20 protein-coding genes are annotated in these 23487 nt (G+C 73.9%); 16 read left to right on the plus strand and 4 right to left on the minus strand.

Features of this window, described 5'->3' with window-relative positions:
• Positions 1-184: 184 nt before the first annotated feature.
• The 4 genes from rosag_RS04855 (at position 185) to rosag_RS04870 (ending at position 4571) form a co-directional block, all read left to right on the plus strand.
• Positions 185-487: an HU family DNA-binding protein gene (locus rosag_RS04855; RefSeq protein WP_284348918.1), complete on the plus strand. Its 303-nt coding sequence runs from the start codon at positions 185-187 to the stop codon at positions 485-487.
• 306 nt (positions 488-793) lie between these two features.
• Entirely contained in the window at positions 794-1303 is a 510-nt protein-coding gene (locus tag rosag_RS04860; RefSeq protein WP_284348919.1) for a plastocyanin/azurin family copper-binding protein, read from the plus strand.
• A gap of 173 nt (positions 1304-1476) precedes the next feature.
• Positions 1477-2418 carry a UV DNA damage repair endonuclease UvsE gene (gene uvsE / locus rosag_RS04865; RefSeq protein WP_284348921.1) on the plus strand — a complete coding sequence of 314 codons (942 nt, stop codon included), beginning with the start codon at positions 1477-1479 and terminating at the stop codon, positions 2416-2418.
• A gap of 113 nt (positions 2419-2531) precedes the next feature.
• Entirely contained in the window at positions 2532-4571 is a 2040-nt protein-coding gene (locus rosag_RS04870; RefSeq protein ID WP_284348922.1) for a P-loop NTPase family protein, read from the plus strand.
• A gap of 358 nt (positions 4572-4929) precedes the next feature.
• On the opposite strand, the gene rosag_RS04875 is transcribed toward rosag_RS04870, so the two are convergent.
• Positions 4930-6633, minus strand: coding sequence for an ATP-dependent DNA ligase (locus rosag_RS04875; protein ID WP_284348923.1), 1704 nt, complete (start codon positions 6631-6633; stop codon positions 4930-4932).
• Positions 6634-6890: 257 nt separating this feature from the next.
• Positions 6891-7925 carry an MBL fold metallo-hydrolase gene (locus rosag_RS04880; protein WP_284348924.1) on the minus strand — a complete coding sequence of 345 codons (1035 nt, stop codon included), beginning with the start codon at positions 7923-7925 and terminating at the stop codon, positions 6891-6893.
• A gap of 265 nt (positions 7926-8190) precedes the next feature.
• Here rosag_RS04880 and rosag_RS04885 point away from each other — a divergent pair, with 265 nt between their 5' ends.
• From rosag_RS04885 to rosag_RS04910, 6 genes are all read left to right on the plus strand, one after another.
• Positions 8191-8988 carry a cobalamin B12-binding domain-containing protein gene (locus rosag_RS04885; protein ID WP_284348925.1) on the plus strand — a complete coding sequence of 266 codons (798 nt, stop codon included), beginning with the start codon at positions 8191-8193 and terminating at the stop codon, positions 8986-8988.
• Positions 8985-11015: an ATP-binding response regulator gene (locus rosag_RS04890; protein ID WP_284348926.1), complete on the plus strand. Its 2031-nt coding sequence runs from the start codon at positions 8985-8987 to the stop codon at positions 11013-11015. The genes rosag_RS04885 and rosag_RS04890 overlap by 4 nt, the downstream gene beginning before the upstream one ends.
• Positions 11016-11089: 74 nt before the next feature.
• Positions 11090-13420: an ATP-binding protein gene (locus rosag_RS04895; protein WP_284348927.1), complete on the plus strand. Its 2331-nt coding sequence runs from the start codon at positions 11090-11092 to the stop codon at positions 13418-13420.
• A gap of 84 nt (positions 13421-13504) precedes the next feature.
• Entirely contained in the window at positions 13505-13939 is a 435-nt protein-coding gene (locus tag rosag_RS04900) for a DUF6992 family protein (protein ID WP_284348928.1), read from the plus strand.
• A 180-nt stretch (positions 13940-14119) separates the two neighbouring features.
• Positions 14120-14626, plus strand: a complete 507-nt coding sequence (locus rosag_RS04905; protein ID WP_284348929.1) for a GAF domain-containing protein — start codon at positions 14120-14122, stop codon at positions 14624-14626.
• A 35-nt stretch (positions 14627-14661) separates the two neighbouring features.
• Entirely contained in the window at positions 14662-15279 is a 618-nt protein-coding gene (locus rosag_RS04910) for an HD domain-containing protein (RefSeq protein WP_284348930.1), read from the plus strand.
• A gap of 344 nt (positions 15280-15623) precedes the next feature.
• On the opposite strand, the gene ispG is transcribed toward rosag_RS04910, so the two are convergent.
• The gene (ispG, locus tag rosag_RS04915) at positions 15624-16937 is read right to left on the minus strand and encodes a flavodoxin-dependent (E)-4-hydroxy-3-methylbut-2-enyl-diphosphate synthase (protein WP_284348931.1); all 1314 of its coding nucleotides are present in this window, start codon (positions 16935-16937) and stop codon (positions 15624-15626) included.
• A 134-nt stretch (positions 16938-17071) separates the two neighbouring features.
• Here ispG and rosag_RS04920 point away from each other — a divergent pair, with 134 nt between their 5' ends.
• Positions 17072-17614, plus strand: coding sequence for a hypothetical protein (locus tag rosag_RS04920; RefSeq protein WP_284348932.1), 543 nt, complete (start codon positions 17072-17074; stop codon positions 17612-17614).
• A gap of 50 nt (positions 17615-17664) precedes the next feature.
• Positions 17665-18225: an outer membrane protein gene (locus rosag_RS04925; RefSeq protein WP_284348933.1), complete on the plus strand. Its 561-nt coding sequence runs from the start codon at positions 17665-17667 to the stop codon at positions 18223-18225.
• A gap of 85 nt (positions 18226-18310) precedes the next feature.
• Here the strand turns inward: rosag_RS04925 and rosag_RS04930 are convergent, their stop codons facing one another.
• Positions 18311-18970, minus strand: a complete 660-nt coding sequence (locus tag rosag_RS04930; protein WP_284348934.1) for a porin family protein — start codon at positions 18968-18970, stop codon at positions 18311-18313.
• A gap of 345 nt (positions 18971-19315) precedes the next feature.
• Here rosag_RS04930 and cspE point away from each other — a divergent pair, with 345 nt between their 5' ends.
• The 4 genes from cspE (at position 19316) to rosag_RS04950 (ending at position 23306) form a co-directional block, all read left to right on the plus strand.
• Positions 19316-19525 carry a transcription antiterminator/RNA stability regulator CspE gene (cspE, locus tag rosag_RS04935; RefSeq protein ID WP_275833161.1) on the plus strand — a complete coding sequence of 70 codons (210 nt, stop codon included), beginning with the start codon at positions 19316-19318 and terminating at the stop codon, positions 19523-19525.
• A 75-nt stretch (positions 19526-19600) separates the two neighbouring features.
• Positions 19601-20668, plus strand: coding sequence for a hypothetical protein (locus tag rosag_RS04940; RefSeq protein WP_284348935.1), 1068 nt, complete (start codon positions 19601-19603; stop codon positions 20666-20668).
• A 112-nt stretch (positions 20669-20780) separates the two neighbouring features.
• Positions 20781-22109, plus strand: a complete 1329-nt coding sequence (locus tag rosag_RS04945; protein WP_284348936.1) for a S41 family peptidase — start codon at positions 20781-20783, stop codon at positions 22107-22109.
• Between the two features lie 87 nt (positions 22110-22196).
• Entirely contained in the window at positions 22197-23306 is a 1110-nt protein-coding gene (locus rosag_RS04950; RefSeq protein ID WP_284348937.1) for a site-2 protease family protein, read from the plus strand.
• Positions 23307-23487: the final 181 nt, after the last annotated feature.

The following is a 23487-nucleotide window of genomic DNA, read 5'->3' on the forward strand; positions in this document are numbered from 1 at the left end:
CGCCGCGCCGCACGCGCGACGCGCCTGTTGCGCGTGACGCGCGTTGCGCGACGGGCGGGCCGCGCGTCCTGCGCGCGGCTGCTGCGCGTCGGCCGTGCCGTGCTCGATGCACTGCCGCTCCCACCTCACCGCCATGGTCGCCGGCGCGGTGCCGGCGGCCCCCACCCCTGCCCGAGGTCGCCCCATGAACAAGGCCGAACTGATCCAGCACATCGCCGACGAGCACGAGCTCTCGCGCGCGCAGGCGCAGCGCATCATCAACAGCATGTTCGACCCGAACACCGGCGTGATCGCGAAGGCGCTCAAGAAGGGCGACTCGGTCTCGATCACCGGCTTCGGCACGTTCGAGCAGCGCAAGCGCGGCGCCCGCACGTTCCGCAACCCGCAGACGGGCGAGCCCGTGAAGGCGAAGGCGAGCAAGGTCCCGGCGTTCCGCGCCGGCGCGACGCTCAAGGGCACCGTCCGCGGCACCGCCAAGGGCAAGTGAGCCACGCGTGAGCCGCACCGACGGCTCACCGGCACGTCCCGCAGTTACCGCACGTCCCGCACGTCCCGAACGCCCGGTCGGCAGCTGCCGACCGGGCGTTTCGCGTCGGGTGCGGTGACGGCGCGACGGTGTGGCGTCGATCACGCGGCGCGGCACCAGGTCTGCACCGGGGCCGCACCGCGCCTGCGGTTCCATTGCTTTCATTCCGGGGCGCGCATAGCATTCCGCTGCTGCCGGGGACGCTCGGCGGCCCGGTCGCACATGGTGTGCGCATCGGCTCAGTACGGCCTTTGGAGGCTTCCTTACATGCGTTTCAGCGCTTTTGCGTTTGCGGCCAGCGCGCTCGTGCTCGCGGCTTGCGGTGGTGAGAAGGCGGCGTCGGCGGATTCGGCGGCGGCGCCGACGACGGATTCGGCGGCGGTCGCGGCTCCGGCCCCGACGGCCGACGCGGGTGCGACGGCCACGGCGGCTCCGGCCACCGGCCAGACGCACGAGGTCAAGATGGTCGGCGACGAGAAGGGCTACCGCTTCGAGCCGGCCGACCTCAAGGTCAAGGCGGGCGACGCCGTGAAGTTCACGATGGTCTCGGGTGGCCCGCACGACGTCTCGTTCGACGAGGCCGCGATCCCGGCCGCCGGCAAGGCGCAGCTGACGGCGAACATCCCGAACCCGTCCGCGCCGCTCAAGTCGCAGATGCTGCTCAACCCGAACGAGACGATCACGATCAGCTTCGCGAACGTCGCGCCGGGCGCGTACAACTACCACTGCACGCCGCACCTCGCGATGGGGATGAAGGGCGTGATCACGGTCGAGTAAGACCGCACGATCCTCGCAGTGCCCGCAGTCGCGAAGGCGCCGGCCCACCAGGGCCGGCGCCTTCGTCGTCCCGGGGCACGGCGGGCGAGCGAGGTGCGTTGAGGTGCGGCGTCGCCCTTGCCGCTGCGAGGGACCCACGCGACGCTCGACGCTCACCGCTCGACGCTGCCTCCATGATCCGCTGGGGCCTCTGCTGCCAGTTCCTCGACGCGCCCATCAAGTTCCGCACGGCGACGCACCGCTACGTGTCGGGGCTCGACGCCGCCGCGCGGCGCGACTACCTCGCCGCCATCGCGCGCGACAACGCCGACGCGCTGGCCCGCGCCGTCGAGCGCTGCCACGAGATCGGCGTCGGCGCGTTCCGCATCAACAGCCAGATCCTGCCGCTCGCCACGCACCCCGTGAGCGGCTACGCGCTCGGCGATCTCGACGACGGCGAGGCGGGCGCGCTCGAGGCGGCGTTCGCCGCGGTGCGGCCGCTCGCGCACGCGCGCGGCGTCCGGCTCAGCCTCCACCCCGACCAGTTCGTCGTGCTCAACTCCGAGCGCGAGGCGGTGCGCGACGCGTCGCGGCAGGAGCTGGAGTTCCAGTGCTGGGTAGCGGAGGTCGTGGGCGCCGACACGGTGACGCTGCACGTCGGCGGCGCGGCGGGCGGCAAGCCCGCGGCGCTGGAGCGGCTGGCGCGCGCGGTCGACCAGCTGTCGCCGCGCGCCCGCGCGCGCCTCGCGCTCGAGAACGACGACCGGCTGTTCACGCCCGAGGACCTGCTCCCCTTCTGCGCGCGCACGGAACTGGCGATGGTCTACGACGCGCACCACCACCGCTGCAACCCCGACGCGCTCTCGGTCGAGGACGCGACGCTGCGCGCCGCCACGACGTGGGCGGGGCGTGACGCCACGCTCGCGCCGACGGCGCGCGAGCCCTACTTCCACGTCTCGTCGCCGCGCGACGGCTGGGACGCCCGCAACCCGCGCCCGCACGCCGACTACATCGACCCCGCCGACCTGCCGCCGCTCTGGCGCGACCTGGCGCTGACGGTGGACGTCGAGGCGAAGGCGAAGGAGCGGGCCGTGCTGGACATCAAGGGGCGGGTGGAGCAGGGGGCGGTGCGGTAGCTTACGACCGAGAAGGCTGCGTGCTGCGTGCTCCGTGCTGCGTGTGGAGCGTCCCGAGCGGCCGGACACGCAGCACGGAGCACGATGCACGCAGCTTCGGGATCCAGATCCTCATGTCCACCGACCTCCGCCCCGCCCCTGCCGCCGCCCCGCTGACGCCCCCCGGGGCGCGCGGCGTGGTCGTCGACGAGGCGCTGCCGCTGCCGCCCGGCGTGCAGCTGCGGGCCGCGTGGGCCGCCGCGCGCGCGCGCAACGCGATGCGGCATCGTGGGCTGCTCATCACCGGCGCCGTGCTCGCGCTGGTGCTCGCCCTCGGCGCGCTCGTGCTGGTGCCGCGCGAGGCCATGCGTGCCGCGCGCAACGCCGCCCCGCGCCCCGGCGAGAAGGTCGACACCACCGCCCTCGCCGCCGCCGTGCAGGCCGAGCAGCGCGAGTTCGCGCTCGCCGACTCGTCGGTGTCGGCGGGGCGCGCGGCCGCCGCGCGCGCGCGCCAGGTGCTGCTGGCCGCGCGCGCCCGCGCCGCCGCCGCGCTGCCGCCCGCGACGCCCGCCGCGCGCGACTCGCTGGCCGCGGCGCTGGGCGCGCTGGAGCGGCTGCTCACCCGCGCGCAGACGTCGCCGCTGCCGTCCTCCTACCGCGCGCTGGCCGAGTCGCCCGAGCTGCGCGGCGACGCGCGCGTGCGCGTGCTGGTGGACTCGCTGGACGAGGTGGAGCGCGAGCGTGAGGCGTTCGGCGTGGTGGGCGGCGTCGACCCGATCTACGTCTCGCTCACCAACACGACGACGCGACTCGGCCGCGCGATCGAGGCGGTGGCCGAGCGGCGGCGGACGGCGCTGCGCGACGCGCTGACGGCGAGCGAGAGCGCGCCGATGACGCCCGGAGCCGGCGCCCCGGGGGCCCCGGGCGCACAGGGCGCCGCGCCGGCGGCGCCGGCCGCTCGCGGCGCGGGGGTCCCCCCCCAAACACAGGATGCCGCCGGCGCTGCCCAACCCGCGGATCCCGCGAACGCGGCGCCGACCACCGGAACGCCGGCGCCGCTCGTGCTCTCCGCCGCCGACTCCGCGACGCTGGCCGCGCTCCCCGTGGCCGACACACTGGGCGTCGCCACCCGCCGCGACGCGGCGCGGACCCGGCTGGCGCAGGCCGAGGCCACGCTGCGCGCCGCGCGCGCGCGCAACGACGCCGTGGACCGCCGCGTCGCGGCCGCGCGCGCCCGCGCCAACTTCGACACGCCGCCCGTCGCCATGCTCGGCGCCGCGCTGGCGCTGGCGCTCGTCGCCGGCTTCGCGGCGGCGCTGGGGGGCGAGGTGCGCCGTCCGCGCGTGGCCGACGCGCGCGAGGCCGAGCGCGTGACGCGCACGCGCGTGCTCGCCGTCGTGCGCCCCGAGGCCGTGATCGCCGAGCGCGCGCGCCGCCGCGCGGACGTCGACACGCCGCCGCTCGTGGACACGTCGGTCGAGAGCTACCGGCTGCTCTACCTCAGCATGGCCGCCACGGGCGCGGCGGTGCCGGTCGTCACCGTCGTCGGCGCGGAGGCCGCGATCGCCGCCGCCGTCGCCGCCAACGTCGCCGCCATCGCGGCCGAGGACGGGCGCAGCACGCTGGTGGTGGACGCGGACATGGGACGCGCCGCCGCGTCGGTCGCCTTCGGCGTCGGCATGCGGCCGGGGCTCGCCGAGGTGCTGCGCGCGGGGCTGCCGGTGACGGAGGCGATCGTGCCCGTCCCGGTGGGGCGCGCGCTGCATGTCGATCTCGTGCCCGCGGGCCTCGCGCCCACGCCGCCGATCGTGCGCGCCGCGCACGAGCTGCCCCCCGGCGCGCAGCGCCACGACGACGATCCGGTCGTCCTCGGCTCCGCGCTCGAGCCGCTGCGCGACGACCTCGCGCGGCTCTCGCGCCGCTACGACCTGACGGTCGTCAGCATCCCGCCGACGGAGGTGGACCGCGGCGCGCACAGCGTGCTGGTGGCGCCCGACGTCATCGTCTGCGCGCGCACGGGGCACACGCCGCTCACCGGCCTCGCGCGCGAGATCACGCGCCTGCGCGCCCTCGGCGCGCGCGTGCGCGGGCTGGTGCTGTGGGAGGGCGAGCCGCCGGTGATCCCGACGCGCGCCGAGCTGCGCGAGGCGGCGCGGGACACGAGAGCCGCCTGAGCTTCTGCTGCGTGCTGCGAAGTACGAGACAGGATGACAGGATGAACCAGGAGGCTCCATGTGGCGCGCCGCTCCAAGCGCCCGCGTGGAGCCTCTTCGTCATCCCATCATCCTGTCGAAGGCATTCGCCGTTGCGGCTGCCGTGCGCCGCCCCCCTCTGCCTGTTGGAGAGGACGCGGATGCACTGGATGGAGCGGAGCTGCGGATCGTCCCGCGTGGCGGCGACGCCCCATGCACCGAGAGGGGCGATCCGAACGATCCGCCTTATCCGGAGCATCCGCGTCCTCCCCAATGGGCCAGCAGGTCCGGCGCGTCGACGCGTCCCGAGGCGGTTCACGCAGCACGGAGCACGCAGCGTTCAGGTGTCTCCGGCGAGCGCCCGCACCGTCGCCAGCGTGTCGATCTCCGCCACCGGCTTGTCGTCCCGCACGCGCAGGATGCGCGGGAAGCGCAGCGCGTAGCCGGCCTTGTGGCGCGCCGACTTCTGCACGACGTCGAACGTCACCTCCAGCACGATCTCCGGCCGCACCTGCTGGAAGCGCCCGAACTTCTGCACCGTCAGCGCCTGCAGGCGCGTCGTCAGCTCCGCGATCTCGGCGTCGGTCAGCCCGTTGTACGCCTTGCCGACCGTCAGCAGCGTCGCGTCCTCGTCGGAGGCGCGCACCGCGAACGTGTAGTCCGACAGCACCTTCGCGCGGCGCCCGTGGCCCCACTCGGCGCCCACGATCACGACGTCCAGCGTGGCGAGCGCCTTCTTCAGCTTGATCCACAGCTTGCCGCGCCGCCCGGGCGTGTACGGCGAGGCGAGCGACTTCGCGATCAGCCCCTCGTTCCCCGCCGCGCGCGCGGCCGCGAACGCCTCCTCCACCGCCTCCGCCGTCTCCGCGAGGCGGCTTGGCGCGAGGCGCGCGTGCGGGAGCGGCCACGCGAGACCCTCCAGTCGCGCGCGGCGCGTCGCGTACGGCTCGTCGAGGATCAGCGCGCCGTCCCACGCCAGCGCGTCGTACGCCACGAACTGCGCCGGCGCCTCCGCGAGGAGCGTCGCATCGGGCGCCTTGCGCCCCAGCCGCTTCTGCATCGCCGCGAACGGGAGCGCGCGCAGCGGATCGGCGGGATCGTGCACCAGGAGCTCGCCATCCAGGATGACGGAGAACTCCTCGACGCTCGACGCTCGACGCTCGACGCTCAGGCACGACAGCGCCTGCACGACTTCCGGGTATCCGTGGCTGATCTCGTCCAGCGTCCGCGAATACAGCGCCACGCGCGCCCGTCCGTCCGCGTCGCGATGCACGTGCGCCTGCGCGCGGATGCCGTCGTACTTGTCCTCGATCGCGAACGGCGCCGGCAGCGCGGCTGCGATCTCCTCGGCCGTCTCCAGCGGCTGCGCGAGCATGAAGCCCAGCGGGTGGAAGAGCGCGAGCTGTGCGTCGTCCAGCCGGTCATGGCGCGCCAGCACCGCCACCTCGCCGACGTCGCCGCGCAGCAGGTTCGCGTGGCGCACCGCGTCCAGCTTGCGGCCGAAGCCCTTCGCCAGCGCCTCCTCGACCTGCGCCTCCTTCAGCCCGATGCGCAGCTCGCCGCTGCCGAGCAGCAGCTTCACGACGTACTGCGTCTCGACGGGGCCGAGCGTCGCCAGCAGCGCGCGCACCTGCTCGCGCTTCGCGAGCGAGCCGCGCGTCGCCGCGATCGCGTCGAACGCGGCCGCGACGTCGACGAGCGTGCGCCCGCTCGCGGGCGGCGTGCCGTCCCGCTCCTCCAGCAGCAGGCGCGCGGCGTCGCCCAGGTCACCGACCATCAGCGCGCGCTCGCGCAGCGTCTCGCGCGCGATGCCCGTGGCCGCGGCGAGCGCCTCGTACACCGTCGCGCCGCCGACGCTCGTCGTGCGCGCGTCGTGCTGCGGGAACACGTGCCCCGACAGGAAGCGCGCCGCGATCGCGAGCGCGTCGTCGCCGAGCGTCGGCAGGTAGGCCGCGAGGGCGGCCCCCTTCTCGAGGCGCTTGGTCGTGGCGCGCACCGCTTCGGCCACCGAACACCAGGTCTGGAACGTCTCGTCGTCGCTCATGCCGGATCGTGGAGGGGCTGCGTGCTGCGTGCTCCGCATCATTGCGCCGGACCTTCCTGTCCTTTTGGAGGGATGCGGATGCTCCGGATGGAGACGGATGCTGCGGATCGCTCCGCGCGGCGGCGACGTTCCATGCGCTTAGAGGAACGATCCGAACGATCCGTTCCGATCCGGAGCATCCGCGCCCCCCCAACAGGCGAACGGGCCCGGCGCACCGAAGCGTCCCGAGGCCGTTCACGCAGCACGCAGCGCCATGCTCAGAAGAGCCCGAGCTGGTTGGACGGCTTCGACGGTGGCGGCCCCTCATCGGGCTCCGGCTCCTCCGCCTCGTTCGGATGCTCCATCAGGTGCTCCGCGTCGATCCCCAGCTCGCGCAGCCGCCCCGCGAACGTCGCCGGCCCGTGCACCGTGTACACCTTCGACGCGCCGCTCTCGCGCGCCGTGCGCACCAGCTCCGTGTAGTCCGCGTGGTCGGAGAACGGCAGCACCAGGTCGCAGTCCTTGTAGATGTTCCACGCGCCCGGATGCAGCGCCCAGCCCGTGAGGTACACCGTGCGCTTCGCCGGGAGCTTCTGCACCATCGCCGTCTTGCGCGTCTGCGGCGTCGTCATGAGCACGCGGTCGCCGATCTTCCCACGCTCGTAGCGGCTCCACGTCCCCGGCCCCGGGAAGGTGTAGCCGAGCTGCTCGTGCAGCGCGCAGAGGTTCGCGATCGCGCCGTGCAGCACCACGTCGCACCCGGCGCGCGTCAGGTGCCACAGTGCCTCCTGCCCCTTCCCCAGCGCGTACGCCAGCACGACCGGCGTCGCGCCCGCGGCGCGCGTCGTCTCCACGAACTGCAGCAGCTCCGCCACCAGCTGCTCCGCGGGCGGGAACACGTAGCGCGGCTCGCCGAACGTGCACTCCATGATCAGCGTGTCGACGCGCGGGATCGTCACCGGCGGCGAGAACGGGTTCTCGCGCAGCTTGTAGTCGCCCGTGTACGCCACGCGCCCGCGCGCCGACTCGGCCACCAGCATCGCGGAGCCGAGCGCGTGACCCGCGGGCGTGAGCGTGACGGTCGCGTCGCCGAAGCGCGCGGGCTCGCCGAACGGCAGCGTCACCGCCTCGCGCGCGCCGCGCCGCGCCGCGTGCAGCGCCGCCGTCTCGGGCGTGCACACGATGCGCGCGGCGTCGGAGCAGTGGTCGCCGTGCGCGTGCGACACGAACACCGTCCCCGGCGCGCGGCGCGCATCGAGGTGCAGGTCGGCGTCGGGGAGGTAGAGGCCGTAGGCGTCGCGAGTGACGAGCACGAGTCGGCGGTGAGGGCAGCCTGGATCCGGAGCACGCCTCAGGGGCACGATGCGCGCCCGCCGGGCTGCCCGATTCTTGCGGCACGCGCGCCGTTCGGGATCGGATAGCCGCGGTCACGCGTATGAAACGCATGACGTGGCCCTTCGCCGTTCCCGCCTCTACGTTTCCGCCGATTGGGGGAGCATGCGCGCCGACCGTGCGCGGCCCGGGCCCGGCCCGCGCCGCCGTCGGCCGCGTCTCCCCTTCCCGCTTCGCCTGCATGCCGTGACCGAGCCCGACCGCGACACCCCGCCCGAGCATCCGCGCGCGACGCCCGAAGGGACGGCGCCGCCCGCCGCGCCCGCCGGCGAGCCCGCGGCGCCGAGCCCGCTCGAGCGGCTCCAGCGGCGCTACCTCGAGGCGCAGCTCCGCGGCGACCGGCGCGAGGCGCTGCGCCTGATCGACGAGGAGGGGATCGCCCGCGGCCACTCGGTCCCGACCCTCCACCTGCACGTCATCACTCCCGCGCAGCAGGAGATCGGGCGGCTCTGGCAGCAGAACGTCATCCACGTCGCGCAGGAGCACGCGGCGACGGCGATCTCGCAGCTCGTCGTCTCGCACCTCTACCGCTTCCTCCCCGTGCGCCCTCCCGTCGGCCGACGGCTGCTGGTGGCCTGCGCGCCCGGGGAGCGCCACGAGATGGGCGCCCGCATCGCCAGCGACCTGCTCGAGGCCGCCGGCTTCGCCGTCCACTACCTCGGCGCCGACGTCCCGGTGCGCGACCTCGTCGCCCACGCCGTCGCGACCCGCCCCGACCTCGTCGTCCTCTCGGCCGCCACGGGCCTGTGCACCTCCGGGCTGGTCGAGGCCGTCCGCGCGCTCCACGCCGCGCTCGGCGACCAGCTCCCCGTGATCGTCGGTGGCGCCGCCTTCACCGAGGCGGACACCGCGCCCCCGTGCCAGCTCCCCGATGGGGTCCTCCAGCACGGCATCGATGCCCCCGGGCTCGTCGCGCTCGTCTGCGACCGCCTCGGCATCCCCCGCCCGCCCGCTCCCGATCCCGTCGTCCAGGCCGCCGCGTGACCTCCGCTCCTCCGCACGACCCCTTCGAGGCGCTCAGCCGCGAGGCCGCGCTGCGCTGTGCCCCCGACGGCACCGTGCACTGGGCCGACGCCCGCGCCGCGCGCCTGTTCGGCCTCGCCGAGGGCCGCCGCCTCGCCGACGTCCTGATGGCCGGCTCCGAGGACAAGGCGCAGCGCCTGCTCGACGCGGCCCGGCGCGACAGGGTGCGCGACTGGGAGCTGCAGCTGGTCGACCCCGAGGGCGTCCCGCGCGCCGTGCGCTTCGCCGCGGGCCCCGCGGGCGACGGCGAGATCGCCATCGTCTGCAGCGCGAGCCCCGAGGACGTCGCGACGCAGCTCCAGCAGATGGGCGACACGCTCGAGGAGCTCTCGCGCCTGCAGCGCGAGTCGTCGCGCCAGGCGCGCGAGATCCTCTCCGGCCGCGCCGAGATCTCGCGCCTGGGCACGGACCTCGACGACGCGGGGCGCGGCATGCGCGCCCTCTACGACGAGCTGGCCGAGTCGGCCGACTCGCTGAAGGTCGCCACCGAGTCGCGCGGCCGGCTGGTCGCCGACATGGGCCACGAGCTGCGCGCGCCGCTCAGCTCCATCCTCGGCCTCGCGAAGCTGCTGGCGAGCGGCATCGACGGCACGCTCGCGCCCGAGCAGGAGCGGCAGGTCGCCTTCATCCGCCGCTCGGCCGAGGAGATGCTGGAGCTGGTGAACGACCTGCTCGACCTGTCGCGCATCGACGCGGGCAAGCTGCGGCTGCGCCCCGCGCCGTTCACGGTGGACGCGCTGTTCGCGCTGCTGCGCGGCCAGCTGCGCCCCCTCGTCGCCGACGGCGCGGTCACGCTGACGTTCGCCGACGAGACGGGCGGCCGCGTGATCGAGAGCGACGAGGGCAAGGTCGCGCAGGTGCTGCGCAACTACATCACGAACGCGCTCAAGTTCACCGAGCACGGCTCGGTCACGGTGAGCGCGCGGGTGGACGACGAGGGGATGCTGCGGTTCGCGGTGCGCGACACGGGCATCGGCATCTCGGCGCCGGACCAGGCGCTGGTGTGGGACGAGTTCACGCAGCTCGACACGCCGATGCACCGCAAGCACAAGGGCTCGGGGCTCGGCCTCAGCCTGGTGCGCAAGCTCGCCACGGTGCTGGGCGGCGAGGCGGGGCTCGAGAGCCAGCCGGGCGTCGGCACCACGGCGTGGCTCACCATGCCCGTGCTGCACCCCGACGTCGCGCAGCTGGCCGCGATGCGCGAGCGCGGCGCGCACCTGTCGGCCGGCGAGGCGCCGGTGCTGGTGCTCGAGGACGACCCGCAGGAGATGTTCGTCTACGAGCGCTACCTCGCCGGCTCGGGCTTCCGCGTCATCCCCGCACGCTCGGTGGCCGAGGCGCGCGAGGCGGTGCGGCACGTCACGCCGGCGGCCGTGGTGCTCGACGTGATGCTCGACGGCGAGACGAGCTGGCAGTTCCTCGAGGAGCTGAAGCGCGACCCGCGGCTGTGCGACGTGCCGGCGCTCGTCGTCACGGTGCTCGACCGCGAGCGCAAGGCGCGCGCGCTGGGCGCGAGCGAGTTCTTCGTGAAGCCGGTGGAGCAGCAGTGGCTGCTGCGGAAGCTGCAGTCCCTCGCGTCGCAGCGCGCCGACCGGCAGGTGCGCACGGTGCTCGTGATCGACGACGACGACGTGTCGCGCTACCTCGTGCGGCGCCTGCTGGCCGAGACGCCGTACCGCGTGATCGAGGCGGCGGACGGGCCGGACGGCGTGGTGATGGCGCGCGAGCAGCGCCCCGACGTCATCATCCTCGACTTCGTGCTGCGCACCGCGACCGCGTTCGACGTGCTGGACCAGCTCAAGCTCGATCCGGACACGCGCGGCATCCCGGTCGTCGTCAGCACGTCGCGCCAGCTGGCGGAGGAGGAGCGCCGCCGCCTGGCGACCGACACGGCGGCGATCATGTCGAAGGACCGGCTGTCGCGGGAGGTGGCGCTGGCGCGCATCCGCGACGCGCTCACGCTGGCCGTGGGCACGCAGGGCGTGTAGCGCCGTTGGGTAGCACCGTTGGGTAGCACCGTTGGTGATCACCCGTTGATCAGGGCCATGAGGGCGAGGGTCGGATGATGGAGGGAGGAGGCAAGGCGTCGGGCGTGGATCCGGCGCGGCCGCGCGCCGACGCGGCCGATCACGGCCGCATGCCCGTGGTGCTCGTCGTCGACGACAGCGACGCGAAGCGCTACGTCTCCGCGCGCTGGCTGCGGCGCGCGGGCTTCGAGGTGATCGAGGGGCGCACGGGCCAGGACGCGCTGGCACAGGCGGTCCAGGCGGACCTGGTGGTGCTCGACGTGCGCCTCCCCGACATCAACGGCATCGAGGTCTGCCGCCGGCTGCGCGCCGACCCGATGACGGCGCAGGTCCCGGTGCTGCACCTCTCCGCGCACGCCACCAGCGCGCACGAGCGCGCGTCGGGGCTGGACGGCGGCGCCGACGGCTACCTCACGCAGCCGGTGGACGAGGAGGAGCTGATCGCGACGGTGCGCGCGCTGCTCCGCATCCGCCGCGTCGAGGGCGCGCTGAAGGTCAGCGAGGAGCGCTACCGCCTGGCCGCGCGCGCCACGAGCGACGTGCTGTGGGACTGGGACCTGGCGACGGGCGTGCTGCGATGGAGCGACGCCGCGACGGCGCTCTTCCGCCGGCCGCCCGCCGCGGTGCAGTCGTCGGCGGCGTGGTGGTTCGCGCAGCTGCATCCGGACGACCGCCCGCGCGTGGTCGCGGGGCTGCGCGCGATCATCGACGGCGACGGCGAGCACTGGACCGACGAGTACCGCCTGCGCCGCGGCGACGGCACGTGGGCCACCGTGTACGACCGCGCCTTCGTGGCGCACGACGAGCGCGGGCTGCCGGTGCGCATGATCGGCTCGATGCTCGACGTCACGGAGCGCCGCCGCTCCGAGGACGCGCTCGAGCTGCTGGCCGAGGCGGGCAGCCGGCTCGCCGGCGCGCTCGACTCCGAGGAGACGCTGCGCCGCTTCGCGCGCTTCGTCGTCGGCCGCGCGGCGGACGCCTGCGTGATCTTCGCGGGCCCCGCGCTCGACGCCAGCGCCGAGGCGCAGCTCGTCCCCGACGTCGTCGCGGCCGAGGATCCGGCGCGCGACCGCGTGCGCATCGCCGAGGCGGAGGCGACCGACGCGCGCATCGCGCGGCAGCTCGACGCGCTGCGCGCCGAGCACGACTCGCCGGCCGCGCGCGCCGCCGTGACGCTGCTGCAGCGCCATCCGCAGGGCCTCCTGCTGGACGTGGCGCGCGACGCGGACGCCGACGGGCGCCTCGACCCGTCCGACGCCGCCGCGCGCGCCACGCTGCACCGCGCGCTCGACCTGCCGTCGGCGCTGCTGGTGCCGCTGGCCGCGCGCGGCCACACCTTCGGCATCGTGCTGCTGGGACGCGGCGGGAGCGCGGGCGGCACGCCGTACGTGGATGGCGACCTCGCGCTGGCCACCGAGCTGGCGGGCCGCGCCGCGCTCGCGGTGGACAACGCGCTGCACTACGAGCGCGCCGTCATCGCCAACCGCGCCAAGAGCGACTTCCTCGCCGTGATGTCGCACGAGCTGCGCACGCCGCTCAACGCGGTGCTCGGCTACGTGGACCTGCTGCACCTCGGCATCGCGGGGACGCAGGGGCCGGCGGCGTCGCAGTATCTCGACCGCATCAAGCTCGCGACGCGGCACCTGCTCGGCCTCATCGAGCAGATCCTGCTCTTCTCGCGCATGGAGGCGGGGCGCGAGCTGGTGCACGCCGTGCCCACCGACGCGGCGGCGCTGGCGCGCGAGGCGGCGTCGCTCATCGAGCCGCTGGCGCGCGAGAAGTCGCTGGAGTTCGTGCTGCGCGTCGGCGCGCCGATCGGCGAGGACGGCGTGATGCCCGAGGTCGTGCCGGTCGCCGCGGACGCCGGCGCGGATGGCGCGCAGGCGCCGCCGCCCGAGCTGCCGCTGGAGACGGACGTCGACAAGGCGCGGCAGATCCTCCTCAACCTGCTCGGCAACGCGGTGAAGTTCACGGCGAAGGGGCAGGTGCGGCTGGACGTCGTGTCGGACGCCGCGGCGGTGCGCTTCGTCGTCAGCGACACGGGCATCGGCATCGCGCCGCAGCACCTGGAGCGCGTGTTCGATCCGTTCTGGCAGGTCGAGCAGCGCAAGACGCGCACGGCCGGCGGCAGCGGGCTCGGACTGACGGTGTCACGGCGGCTCGCGCGCCTGCTGGGCGGCGACGTCTCGGCCACCAGCGTGGCGGGGCGCGGCAGCCGGTTCGTGTTCACGGTGCCGCGGACGACGGAGCTGAGGAGAACGGAGCTGCGGATGACGGAAGGGCGGAGAACGGAACTGCGGAGGACGGACGAGCGTGAGACGGAACCGCGCGAGACGCGGGCGCGGAGCACCGCCACCGCAGGCTGAGGTCTCCGCCATTCCGTCACACGCCGTATCGGTTTCCGCAGTATCGTTCTCCGCCGTTCCGTCCTCCGCCTCACCGTTCCCGTCTTGTGGTCTGACACCCTCCTCGCCCTCGAGCGCGCCCACCTGCTGCGCGTCGCCCTGTGGAGCGGCGGCAGCATCCTCGCGGGCTCGCTGCTGCTCGCGCTGCTCGCCGTCCGCGGCCGCCTCGCGGCGTCGGCGCTCGTGAAGCACTTCGCCATCCAGACCGCCGCCTGGGGCGCGGTGAGCCTCGCGCTCGTCGCGGCCGCGTGGCGCGGCCTGGCGCTCCGCGACCACGCCGGCGCCACGCAGCTCGAGCGCGTGCTCTGGCTCAACATCGGCCTCGACGCGGGGTACGTGGGAGTCGGCGCCACGCTCGCCGTCACCGCCTGGCTCCTCGGCCGACGGCTGGGGGGCGTGGGGGCGGGGCTGGGGATCGTCACGCAGGGCCTCGCCCTGCTCGTGCTCGACCTGATCGCCGCATCCCAGATTCGTAGTTGAGCGCAGAGGCGGAGGACGGAGCAGCGGAGAACGATGAAGCGGAGGACGACAGGGCGTGAGACGATACGGCGGCCCTCTCGGCTCGACGCGCCACGCTCGAAGGGTCCGCCTCATCGTCTCACGCTGCATCGTCCTCCGCCGTTCCGTTCTCCGCCGTTCCGTCCTCCGATTTTCACGACGATGTCAGAGATCACGCTGGACCTCAGGGATCGCCCCAAGGCGCAGGCCTACGCGGAGCTCGACCAGCACGTCCGCGCCGTCCTCGAAGGCGTCTCCGATCCCATCGCCGCCATGGCGACGGTCAGCTGCCTCGTGCACCACGCGTTCGGCCACCTGTGGACCGGCTTCTACCGCGTCGTCGAACCCGGCGCGCTGCTGCGGGTCGGGCCGTACCAGGGCACGCTCGGCTGCCTCGAGATCGCGTTCGGGCGCGGCGTCTGCGGCACCGCGGCGGCCGAGGGGCGCACGGTGGTCGTCGAGGACGTGCACGCGTTCCCGGGCCACATCGCCTGCGACGGCCGTTCGCTGAGCGAGATCGTCGTCCCCGTGTACGACGCGGCGGGGACGCTGCTGGCGGTGTTCGACGTCGATTCCGAGCACCGCGCCACCTTCGACGACGACGACCGCGCGGGGCTGGAGCGGATCCTCGCCTGGTTCCGCGAAGCACCGGCGCTGGCCGCGCTGTAGATTCCCCGCCCCGCCTCACCCGCACGACGGGCTCGATGACCGGCTACTCCGATCGCATCCACCACGCGCTCGCCTTCGCGGACAAGCACCACGACCGCGAGGTGCGCAAGGGCACGCGGCTGCCATACTTCACGGCGCCCGCGAACCTCGCCGTCATGCTCACGCGCTACGGGCAGGACGAGGCGACGGTGGTCGCCGGCGTGCTGCGCCAGACCGTCGAGGACTACCTGCGCGACGGCTACAGCGTGGACGCGGTGCGCGAGCGGCTGGCCGACAAGTTCGGCGAGACGACGGTGGACGTGCTGCTGGCCGCGGTTCCGCGCCGCCTCGACGACGACGGCATCGAGCTGTCGCACGAGGAGCAGAAGGGCGACCTGCTGGCGCGCCTCGCCGCCGCGCCCGACGCCGCGCGCTGGGTGTGCGCCGCGCACGAGGTGCACGAGGCGAGCGCGCTGCTCGCCGACCTGCGCCGGACGTCGTTCCCCGAGTCCGTGTGGCAGCGCGTGAGCGAGGGCCGCGACGCGCGGCTGCGCTGGTACCAGCAGGTGGCCGAGCAGCTGCTCGCGGTCGGCTTCGACACGCCCGTCGTCGCGGAGCTGCGCGCCGCCGCCGACGCGCTCACCACGGCGGCGTCGGGCGTCGAGCAGTCGTAGTTCGGCGCGCCGGGCCCGAACTACTTTAGACAGGATCACGACGGATTGGACGGACAAGAGCGGATTACGCTCCTCACGGCGCATGGAGTCACGCGCTACGAGGAGCGTAATCCGCTCTTGTCCGTTGAATCCGTCTAATCCTGTCTAAGCCGTTCGCAGTTCCGGGTCCGGCGCGCGAGGACCGGAGGAGCATGCGACAGGATTACAGGATTTGCAGGATTGACAGGATTCATGGCGTCGCGTGGCGCGAAAGCGCGTACCGCCACGCGGAGCGTAATCCTGTCAATCCTGCAAATCCTGGTAATCCTGTCTGAGCCGTTTGCAGTTCCGGCTCTGGAGCGACGTCAGACGCCCGCCGGCTCGCGCACGACGTCCGCCGCCGGATACGTCCGCGCGACGTAGCCCTCGAGGATCTCGAGGAACTCCGCGACGATGTTGTCGCCCTTGAGCGTCGTCAGCAGCCGTCCGTCCATGTACACCGGCGCCTTCGGCTCCTCGAACGTCCCCGGCAGCGAGATGCCGATGTTCGCGTGCTTGCTCTCGCCCGGGCCGTTCACCACGCAGCCCATCACCGCGACCTTCATCTCGACCACGCCCGGGTGCGAGCGCTGCCACACCGGCATCTGCTCGCGCAGGTAGGTCTGGATGTCCTCCGCCATGTGCTGGAAGAAGGTCGACGTCGTGCGCCCGCACCCCGGGCACGCCGTCACCTGCGGCGCGAACGACCGCAGCCCCAGCGACTGCAGGATCTGCTGCGCGACCAGCACCTCCTCCGTGCGGTCGCCGCCCGGCTTCGGCGTCAGCGAGACGCGGATCGTGTCGCCGATCCCCTCGCTCAGCAGGATCGCGAGGCCCGCCGTCGACGCGACGATGCCCTTGCTCCCCATCCCTGCCTCGGTGAGGCCGAGGTGCAGCGGGTAGTCGCAGCGGCGCGCGAGGCGGCGGTACACCTCCACCAGGTCCGCGACGACGCTCACCTTCGCGCTGATGATGATCCGGTCGTGGCCGAGCCCCACCTCCTCCGCCAGCGCGGCGGAGCGGAGCGCGCTCTCCAGCATCGCCTCGATGTAGACGTCCTTCGCGTCGCGGGGATGCCCCGCGGCCGCGTTGGCGTCCATCATCTGCGTCAGCAGGTCCTGGTCGAGCGAGCCCCAGTTCACGCCGATGCGCACCGGCTTGTCGTGGTCGATCGCGACCTGCACGATCTGCGTGAAGTTCGCGTCGCGGTGCCGCGTGCCGACGTTGCCCGGGTTGATGCGGTACTTGTCGAGCGTCGCCGCGCACGCCGGGTGCTTCGTCAGCAGCAGGTGGCCGTTGTAGTGGAAATCGCCCACCAGCGGCACGTCGAGGCCCATGTCGTCGAGCCGCGCGCGGATCTCGGGGACCGCGGCCGCCGCCTCGTCGTTGTTCACCGTGACGCGCACGATCTGCGAGCCTGCCCGGTGCAGCGCCGCCACCTGCAGCGCCGTCGCGGCCGCGTCGGCGGTGTCGGTGTTCGTCATCGACTGCACGACCACCGGCTGCGACGCGCCCACGCCCACGCCGCGCACGCGCGCGGTGACGGACGGGCGGCGCGCGCCGAAGGTGGTGACGGGAGTGGCGCTGGTCGCGGACGCGACGGGCGCGTCGCCGGCGATCGGGAGGGGAACGGAGCTCACGGCAGGTCCTGCACGGCGGAGGCACGACGGGGAGGTGATGGCGGCCGACGGCGCGGCCCCTGCGAAAGCTAGCGCGGCCGGGACGGCCGAGGGATACTCTCCGGCAGGCCCACTCCCCCAATCGCCCGACGCCCATGACCAGTTCCGACGCGCCTCCCCGCGGCTCCTTCGCCCGCCGCAACTGGGGGAAGCTCACGCTCGCCACGCTCGTCCTCGCGCCGCTGCTCGTCATCGGCGTCTGGACCGCGATCGCGCTCGGCTTCTCGTACTCGAACGGCACGCGCACGGGCTACAACCAGAAGCTCTCGCGCAAGGGCTGGCTGTGTAAGACGTGGGAGGGGGAGCTCGCGCTCTCCAACGTGCCGGGGCAGGCGCCGGAGCTGTTCAACTACTCCGTGCGCGACGACGCCGTGGCGGCGCAGATCCAGAAGCTCGAGGGACGGCGCGTGGCGCTCAGCTACGAGGAGCACCGCGGCGTGCCGACCACGTGCTTCGGCGAGACCGACTACTTCGCCACCGGCGTGCGCGCGGTGGACGTGGATCCGCTGGCGCCCGGAACGCCCGGAACGCCTGGAACCCCGGTGACGCCCGGCACACCGGCGGCGCCGGCGGGCGCGGACACGGCGCGTGGTGGCGCGACTCCTGCGCCTGCGCCCGGCGCACCCCGCGCGCCCTGACGTCTCCAGACGTTTCCGGGCGCGGCTCGAACACCCACGCCCCGCATCGCATGACGACTCTCCGTCGCATCCTCGCCGCCGCGCCGCTGGCGCTGGCCCTCACGACGGCTGCACACGCGCAGACCACCGGCACCGGCGCGCCGACCCGCCCCGTCAGCTTCGGCGTCGCGGGCGGCCTGTCGATCCCGACCGGCGACTTCGGCGACGTCCTCGAGTCGGGCTTCCTCGCCGGCGGCCTGCTGGAGTTCACGCGCCCGGCGTCGCCGATCGCGTTCCGCGTCGAGGTGGACTACCAGCGCTTCAGCATCAAGGACGAGCTGGACATCGGCAGCCCGTCCGACACCCGCGTGATCAGCGGCGTCGCGAACGTGCTGTACAAGTTCGCGGGTGAGACGGCGCGCCCGTACCTCCTCGGCGGCGTGGGCCTGTTCAACGTCGGCGCGACCGTCGAGGGCGCGGACTCGGAGAACAAGTTCGGCTTCAACCTCGGCGCCGGCCTCGAGATCCCGCTCTCGGGCATCACCGCCTTCGGCGACATCCGCTACCAGTCGATCCAGACCGAGAACACGGCGCTCAACCTCATCCCGATCCGCGTCGGCATCCGCTTCTGAGCGGATCGCCCTTCGGGACGCGCGACGGCGGCGGACGAGAAGCTCTCGTCCGCCGCCGTTCCGCATGCGCGGACACGCGCGGGCGTCAGCGCCCGAGCGGGAAATCGAGGCTGCCGTAGAGCGTGATCGCGCGGTTCCTCACATCGTCGGCGGAGACGAGCTTCGTGAGCCCCAGCGTGTAGCGCGCGCCGACGTTCAGCCGCTGCCGTCCGATGTCGAAGCCCAGCGCACCGCCGAGCATCAGCCCCGCGTCGAACGACTTGAGGTCCTCCTCGTCCTCCTCGTTCGCGATGTCGCGGCACGGCCGCGACGCGCTGACACCCTGACCCGACGCCTCGACGTCGCACGACGCCTTGAACGCCAGCGCGGGCCCCGCGAAGAGGTGCGGCCGCACCGCGCTGCCGGTCGTCGGCATGTCGACGCGCAGCAGCAGCGGCACCTCGACGTAATCGAGCTTGAAGGTCGCCGTGAAGCCGTCCTCCGAGAGCGCGGCGCCCTTCTGGGCGAACAGCACCTCGGGCTGGAACGAGACGACGGACGTCAGCGGAACCGTCAGCGCCGCCCCGGCCACGAACCCGGTGCGGTTGCCCCACTCGTCCACCGGATCGCCGGACAGGGTGGCGATGCTGGCGCCGGCCAGGACGCCGAGGCGCGGCGCGGGGCGCGCGACCGGCTGTGCGGCGATAGGGGCCACGAGGGTGGCGGAGAGCGTGACGGTGGCGGCCAGCAGGGTGCGGACTCGCATGCGGCTCCGGGAGCGGGTGGTCGACGGATGGTCGACGGGGCGGCCTCGCGTGCGCGCCACGATGCGGCCGCCGGCCGCCGCGGGCAACGGCGGGCAGCGCTTCCGACACCCGCCGCACGTCTCGCGAACCGCGACGGAACCTCGTCCCTTGGAGGGGGTAAACTGCTGCGCTATTGTGCGACCCCCTACCCACCCGTATCTTCGTCCTGCCTCGGTGGGACCATGACACGGGTGTCGTGCGTCGTGCCGAGAACATCCACCGCGATGGATGCAGGTATCGCGGAGTTTGTCGGGGTACGGCGTGTTCCGCTCCCTGGACAAATCAACACACAAGGAGAGCTGGACATGCGTACGACCGGCAAGGTGAAGTGGTTCAACGACGCGAAGGGCTTCGGGTTCATCACGCCCGACAACGGCAGCAAGGACTGCTTCGTCCACTACAGCGCCATCCAGGGCCAGGGCTTCAAGACGCTCGCCGAGGGTGATGCCGTGGAGTTCGATATCGTCCAGGGCCAGAAGGGTCCCGCGGCGGAGAACGTCCAGCGCGCCGGCTGAACCGAGCCGGGTGCGTGACAGCGGGGCGTCGAGGAGATCCTCGACGCCCCGCTGTGCTTTGACCCACCGCGTCCCATGTACGCGCGCTGTCTGTTCTGCCAGGCAGACCTCGGCCGCAACGAGGCCATCGAGGCCTTCCCCGTCGGCCGCCGGCTCGCGTACGACGCCGCGCGCGGGCGGCTCTGGGTGGTGTGCCGCGCGTGCGAGCGCTGGAACCTCACGCCGCTCGACGAGCGCTGGGAGGCGATCGAGGCGGCCGAGCGACTGTATCGCGACACGCGCCGCCGCGTGGCCACCGAGAACGTCGGGCTGGCGCGCGTCGCCGACGGGACGGAGCTGGTGCGCATCGGGCGGCCGCTGCGCCCCGAGTTCGCGGCCTGGCGCTACGGCGACCAGTTCGGGCGGCGGCAGCGGCGCGCGATCGCGATGGGCGTCGGCACCGTGGGCGCGGCCGGCGCGGCGGTGGTCGCCGGGCCGGTGCTCGGGCTGGTCTCGTTGAGCACCGTGTGGCCGCTGCTCAACTCCGTGAACGTGCTGCTCAACGCGCGGCGCTCGAAGCGGGTGCTCTCCGTTCCGGTCTCGCCCGCGCGAACGCTGCGCGTGGCCGCCATGCACGCGCAGCGCGCGCGTCTGGTGCCGTTCGGCGAGGCGCGCTGGCGCCTGGAGGTGCACGGTGTCCTGCCGGACGACGCCAGCGCGGAGCGCTGGCTCACGATGGATCAGCCCACGCGGTCGGTCATCCTGGAGGGCGAGGACGCGCTGCGCGCCGCCGCGACGCTGCTCCCGCGCGTCAACCACGCGGGCGGGAGCGCGCGCACGGTGCGCGACGCGGTCGCGATGCTGGACGAGACCCCCGATCCGGCGACGCTCTTCGAGCGCGTGGCCGACGATGAGCGGCGGCGCTTCTACGGCCGCTCGTGGCAGCTCGGCGAGGACGGCGTCGTGAGCCGCTTCCCGACCGCCGTCCGGCTGGCCCTGGAGATGGCGGCGCACGAGGAGCGCGAGCGGCGGGCGCTGGAGGGCGAGCTCGCGGAGCTGGAGCGCGCCTGGCGCGAGGCCGAGGAGATCGCCACCATCGCGGACGCGCTGCTGGTGCCGGGCAGCGTCACCGATCGGCTGCGGCGCCTGCGCGGAAGCGGGTGAGCCGGAGGGGGTGAACCGCGGCGACTCCTCCGGGTGACCCATCCGGAAGAGTCAGCCGACGGCTATCCATCGGCCCGCGCCCCGCCGTCCCACGCCACGCCCCGGAGACCCCATGTCCGCCCGCCGCTCCGCCCTCCGCTCGCTCGCCGGCGCCCTGATCGCGGTCGGCGCCGTCCTCCCCGGCCCGGCGTGCGCGCAGGCGCCGGCCGCGACGCCGCTCTCGGCCGCCGCCCGCGCCGAGGTGATCGACGCGCTCGCCGGACAGCTCGCGCGCCTGTACGTCGACGCCGACACCGCGCGCCTGATCGCCGACCGGCTGCGGGGCCGCCTGCGCGCCGGCGCGTACGACACGGCCGCCGCGCCCGCCCGCTTCGCCGAGCTGGTGACGACGGACCTGCGTTCCGTGAACGGCGACCTGCACCTGGGGCTCCAGTTTCGCGGCGGCGCGACGCCCGGCCCCTCCGGTGGCGACCCGTCGGCGCAGGCGCGCGCCCGCAACTTCGGCCTCGAGCGGGTGGAGATCCTGCCCGGCAACGTCGGCTACCTCGAGGTCACCGGCTTCATCGGCGCGCCCGGCGTCGAGGAGGCGCTCGGCGACGCGATGCGCTTCCTCTCGCGCACCGATGCGCTGATCGTCGACGTGCGGCGCAACGGCGGCGGCAGCGGGCAGATGAGCCACCTCGCGTTCAGCCACTTCCTCGGTGAGACGCCGGTGCCCACGATCCGCGTCGTGGAGCGCGGCACGGGCCGCGACGAGGTCTCGCGCAGCGTGGCGCGGGTGCCCGGCCCGCGGCGCCCCGACGTGCCACTCTACGTGCTCACGAGCCAGGGCACCGCGTCGGCGGCCGAGGAGTTCACCTTCGTGCTCCGCAACCGGAAGCGTGCGACGATCGTCGGCGACCGCACCGCCGGCGCCGGCCACATGGTGCGCGGCGTGCCGGTCGGCCACGGCTTCGTCGGCAGCGTCTCCATCACGCGCGTCAGCGATCCCGAGTCCGGGCTCGAGTGGGAGCGCGTGGGCGTGCAGCCCGACGTGCGCGTGCCGGCCGAGCGCGCGCTCGACGTCGCGCACGCGGCGGCGCTGCGCACCATCGCGCAGCGCGCCACCGACGACGAGCGGCGCACGTTCCTCGCCCGCATGGCCGAGACGGTGGAGGCGCGCCTGAAGGACGTGCGGCCGGACGCCGCGTCGCTCGCGCGCTGGACCGGCGTGTACGACGGCGGCCGCCGCGTGGAGCTCGTGGATGGGCGGCTCGTATACCGGGCGCGGCCCGGCGTCATGGGCGACGTGCTGGTCCCGCTCGGCGACGACCGCTTCGCGGCGGGCACGACGCGCTTCGCGTTCGCGCGGGAGGGCAGCGCGCCGCGCCTGACGATCGAGCGCGTGGACGGCTCGCGGCTCTCGTACCCGCGCACCGCGTCGCTCGCCGCCGCGCCCTGACGGGAGGGCGGTCACCCGCTGGCCCGTGCGGTCCCGAAGTGCGACGTTTCGGGAGGCGCCCACGCACGTCCCCGCACCCGCCCTTCCGTGAAGTGGTCCTGGCGCATCGCGCGCATCGCCGGCATCGACGTCCACGTCCACGCGACGTTCCTGCTGCTGCTCGCCTTCTATGCGCTGAGCACGTACCAGCGCACGCGGTCGTACGAGGCGAGCGCGATGGCGGTCGGCTTCGTGGGGCTCGTCTTCGCGATCGTGCTGATGCACGAGTACGGGCACGCGCTGACGGCGCGGCGCTACGGCATCGCGACGCAGGACATCACGCTGCTTCCCATCGGCGGTGTCGCGCGGCTGGAGCGCATGCCGCGCGAGCCGCGGCAGGAGCTGATGGTGGCGCTCGCCGGGCCGGCGGTGAACGTCGCGCTGGCCATCCTCCTGTGGACGGGGCTGCGGCTGTTCGACAGCGCGCCCGACCCGATGGCCGTCTCGACGGCCGACGCGAACTTCTTCGGCCGCTCGCTCGCGCAGCAGCTGCTCGGCGTCAACATCTGGCTCGCGGCGTTCAACCTGCTGCCCGCGTTCCCGATGGACGGCGGCCGCGTGCTGCGCGCGCTGATCGCGTGGCGCACGGGCGACTACGCGCGCGCCACCGTGCGCGCGGCGACCATCGGCCGCGTGTTCGCGGTGCTGTTCGGGCTCGCGGGGTTCTTCTGGTTCCACACGCCGATGCTCGTGCTCGTCGCGCTGTTCGTCTGGATGGCCGCCGCCAGCGAGGCCGACGCGGTCTCCGGCGAGAGCGGCATCAGCGAGCTGCCGCTGTCGCGCGTGATGATCACCGACGTGCGCACCCTCGCCCCCGAGGAGCCGATCGGCCGCGCGGTGGAGCTGCTGCTCGCGGGCTTCCAGCAGGACTTCCCCGTGATCGAGAACGGCGCGCTCGTGGGCGTGCTGACGCGCCGCGACCTGCTGCAGGCGCTGCGCGACCAGGGCCAGGCCGCACCCGTGCGCGGCGCGATGCGCACCGACTTCGCCGTCGCCGCGCCCGACGAGGCGCTGGAGGACGCGCTCGCGCGCCTGAAGGACTGCGACTGCCAGGCGATGCCCGTGGTGCGCGGCCGCACGCTGCTCGGCCTGCTGACGCTCGACAACGTCGGCGAGTACGTCATGGTCCGCTCGGCGCTGCGGGGCGCGCGGGCGTAGCGCAACGGCGAACAGCATTGCGAGGATGACGATCGGATAACGTCTGATAACGACGGATGGCTCCGGTGGAGTGCGAGGAAGCTCACCGCCACGCGGAACCATCCGCTCTTATCAGATCCTGTCAGACTCTATCCTTGTTGCCGTTGCCGTCCGGGTCCGGCGCGCGGGCCCTCCGTGGCTT

The sequence above is a fragment of the Roseisolibacter agri genome, from assembly GCF_030159095.1.
Classification (GTDB): domain Bacteria; phylum Gemmatimonadota; class Gemmatimonadetes; order Gemmatimonadales; family Gemmatimonadaceae; genus Roseisolibacter; species Roseisolibacter agri.

Bases quoted from the DNA above. Each gene is read 5' to 3' on its own strand.
- rosag_RS04855 (WP_284348918.1), top strand. From the start codon at position 185: ATGAACAAGGCCGAACTGATCCAGCACATCGCCGACGAGCACGAGCTC.
- rosag_RS04860 (WP_284348919.1), top strand. From the start codon at position 794: ATGCGTTTCAGCGCTTTTGCGTTTGCGGCCAGCGCGCTCGTGCTCGCG.
- uvsE (WP_284348921.1), top strand. From the start codon at position 1,477: ATGATCCGCTGGGGCCTCTGCTGCCAGTTCCTCGACGCGCCCATCAAG.
- rosag_RS04870 (WP_284348922.1), top strand. From the start codon at position 2,532: ATGTCCACCGACCTCCGCCCCGCCCCTGCCGCCGCCCCGCTGACGCCC.
- rosag_RS04875 (WP_284348923.1), bottom strand. From the start codon at position 6,633: ATGAGCGACGACGAGACGTTCCAGACCTGGTGTTCGGTGGCCGAAGCG.
- rosag_RS04895 (WP_284348927.1), top strand. From the start codon at position 11,090: ATGATGGAGGGAGGAGGCAAGGCGTCGGGCGTGGATCCGGCGCGGCCG.
- rosag_RS04905 (WP_284348929.1), top strand. From the start codon at position 14,120: ATGTCAGAGATCACGCTGGACCTCAGGGATCGCCCCAAGGCGCAGGCC.
- rosag_RS04910 (WP_284348930.1), top strand. From the start codon at position 14,662: ATGACCGGCTACTCCGATCGCATCCACCACGCGCTCGCCTTCGCGGAC.
- rosag_RS04920 (WP_284348932.1), top strand. From the start codon at position 17,072: ATGACCAGTTCCGACGCGCCTCCCCGCGGCTCCTTCGCCCGCCGCAAC.
- rosag_RS04925 (WP_284348933.1), top strand. From the start codon at position 17,665: ATGACGACTCTCCGTCGCATCCTCGCCGCCGCGCCGCTGGCGCTGGCC.
- rosag_RS04930 (WP_284348934.1), bottom strand. From the start codon at position 18,970: ATGCGAGTCCGCACCCTGCTGGCCGCCACCGTCACGCTCTCCGCCACC.
- cspE (WP_275833161.1), top strand. From the start codon at position 19,316: ATGCGTACGACCGGCAAGGTGAAGTGGTTCAACGACGCGAAGGGCTTC.
- rosag_RS04940 (WP_284348935.1), top strand. From the start codon at position 19,601: ATGTACGCGCGCTGTCTGTTCTGCCAGGCAGACCTCGGCCGCAACGAG.
- rosag_RS04945 (WP_284348936.1), top strand. From the start codon at position 20,781: ATGTCCGCCCGCCGCTCCGCCCTCCGCTCGCTCGCCGGCGCCCTGATC.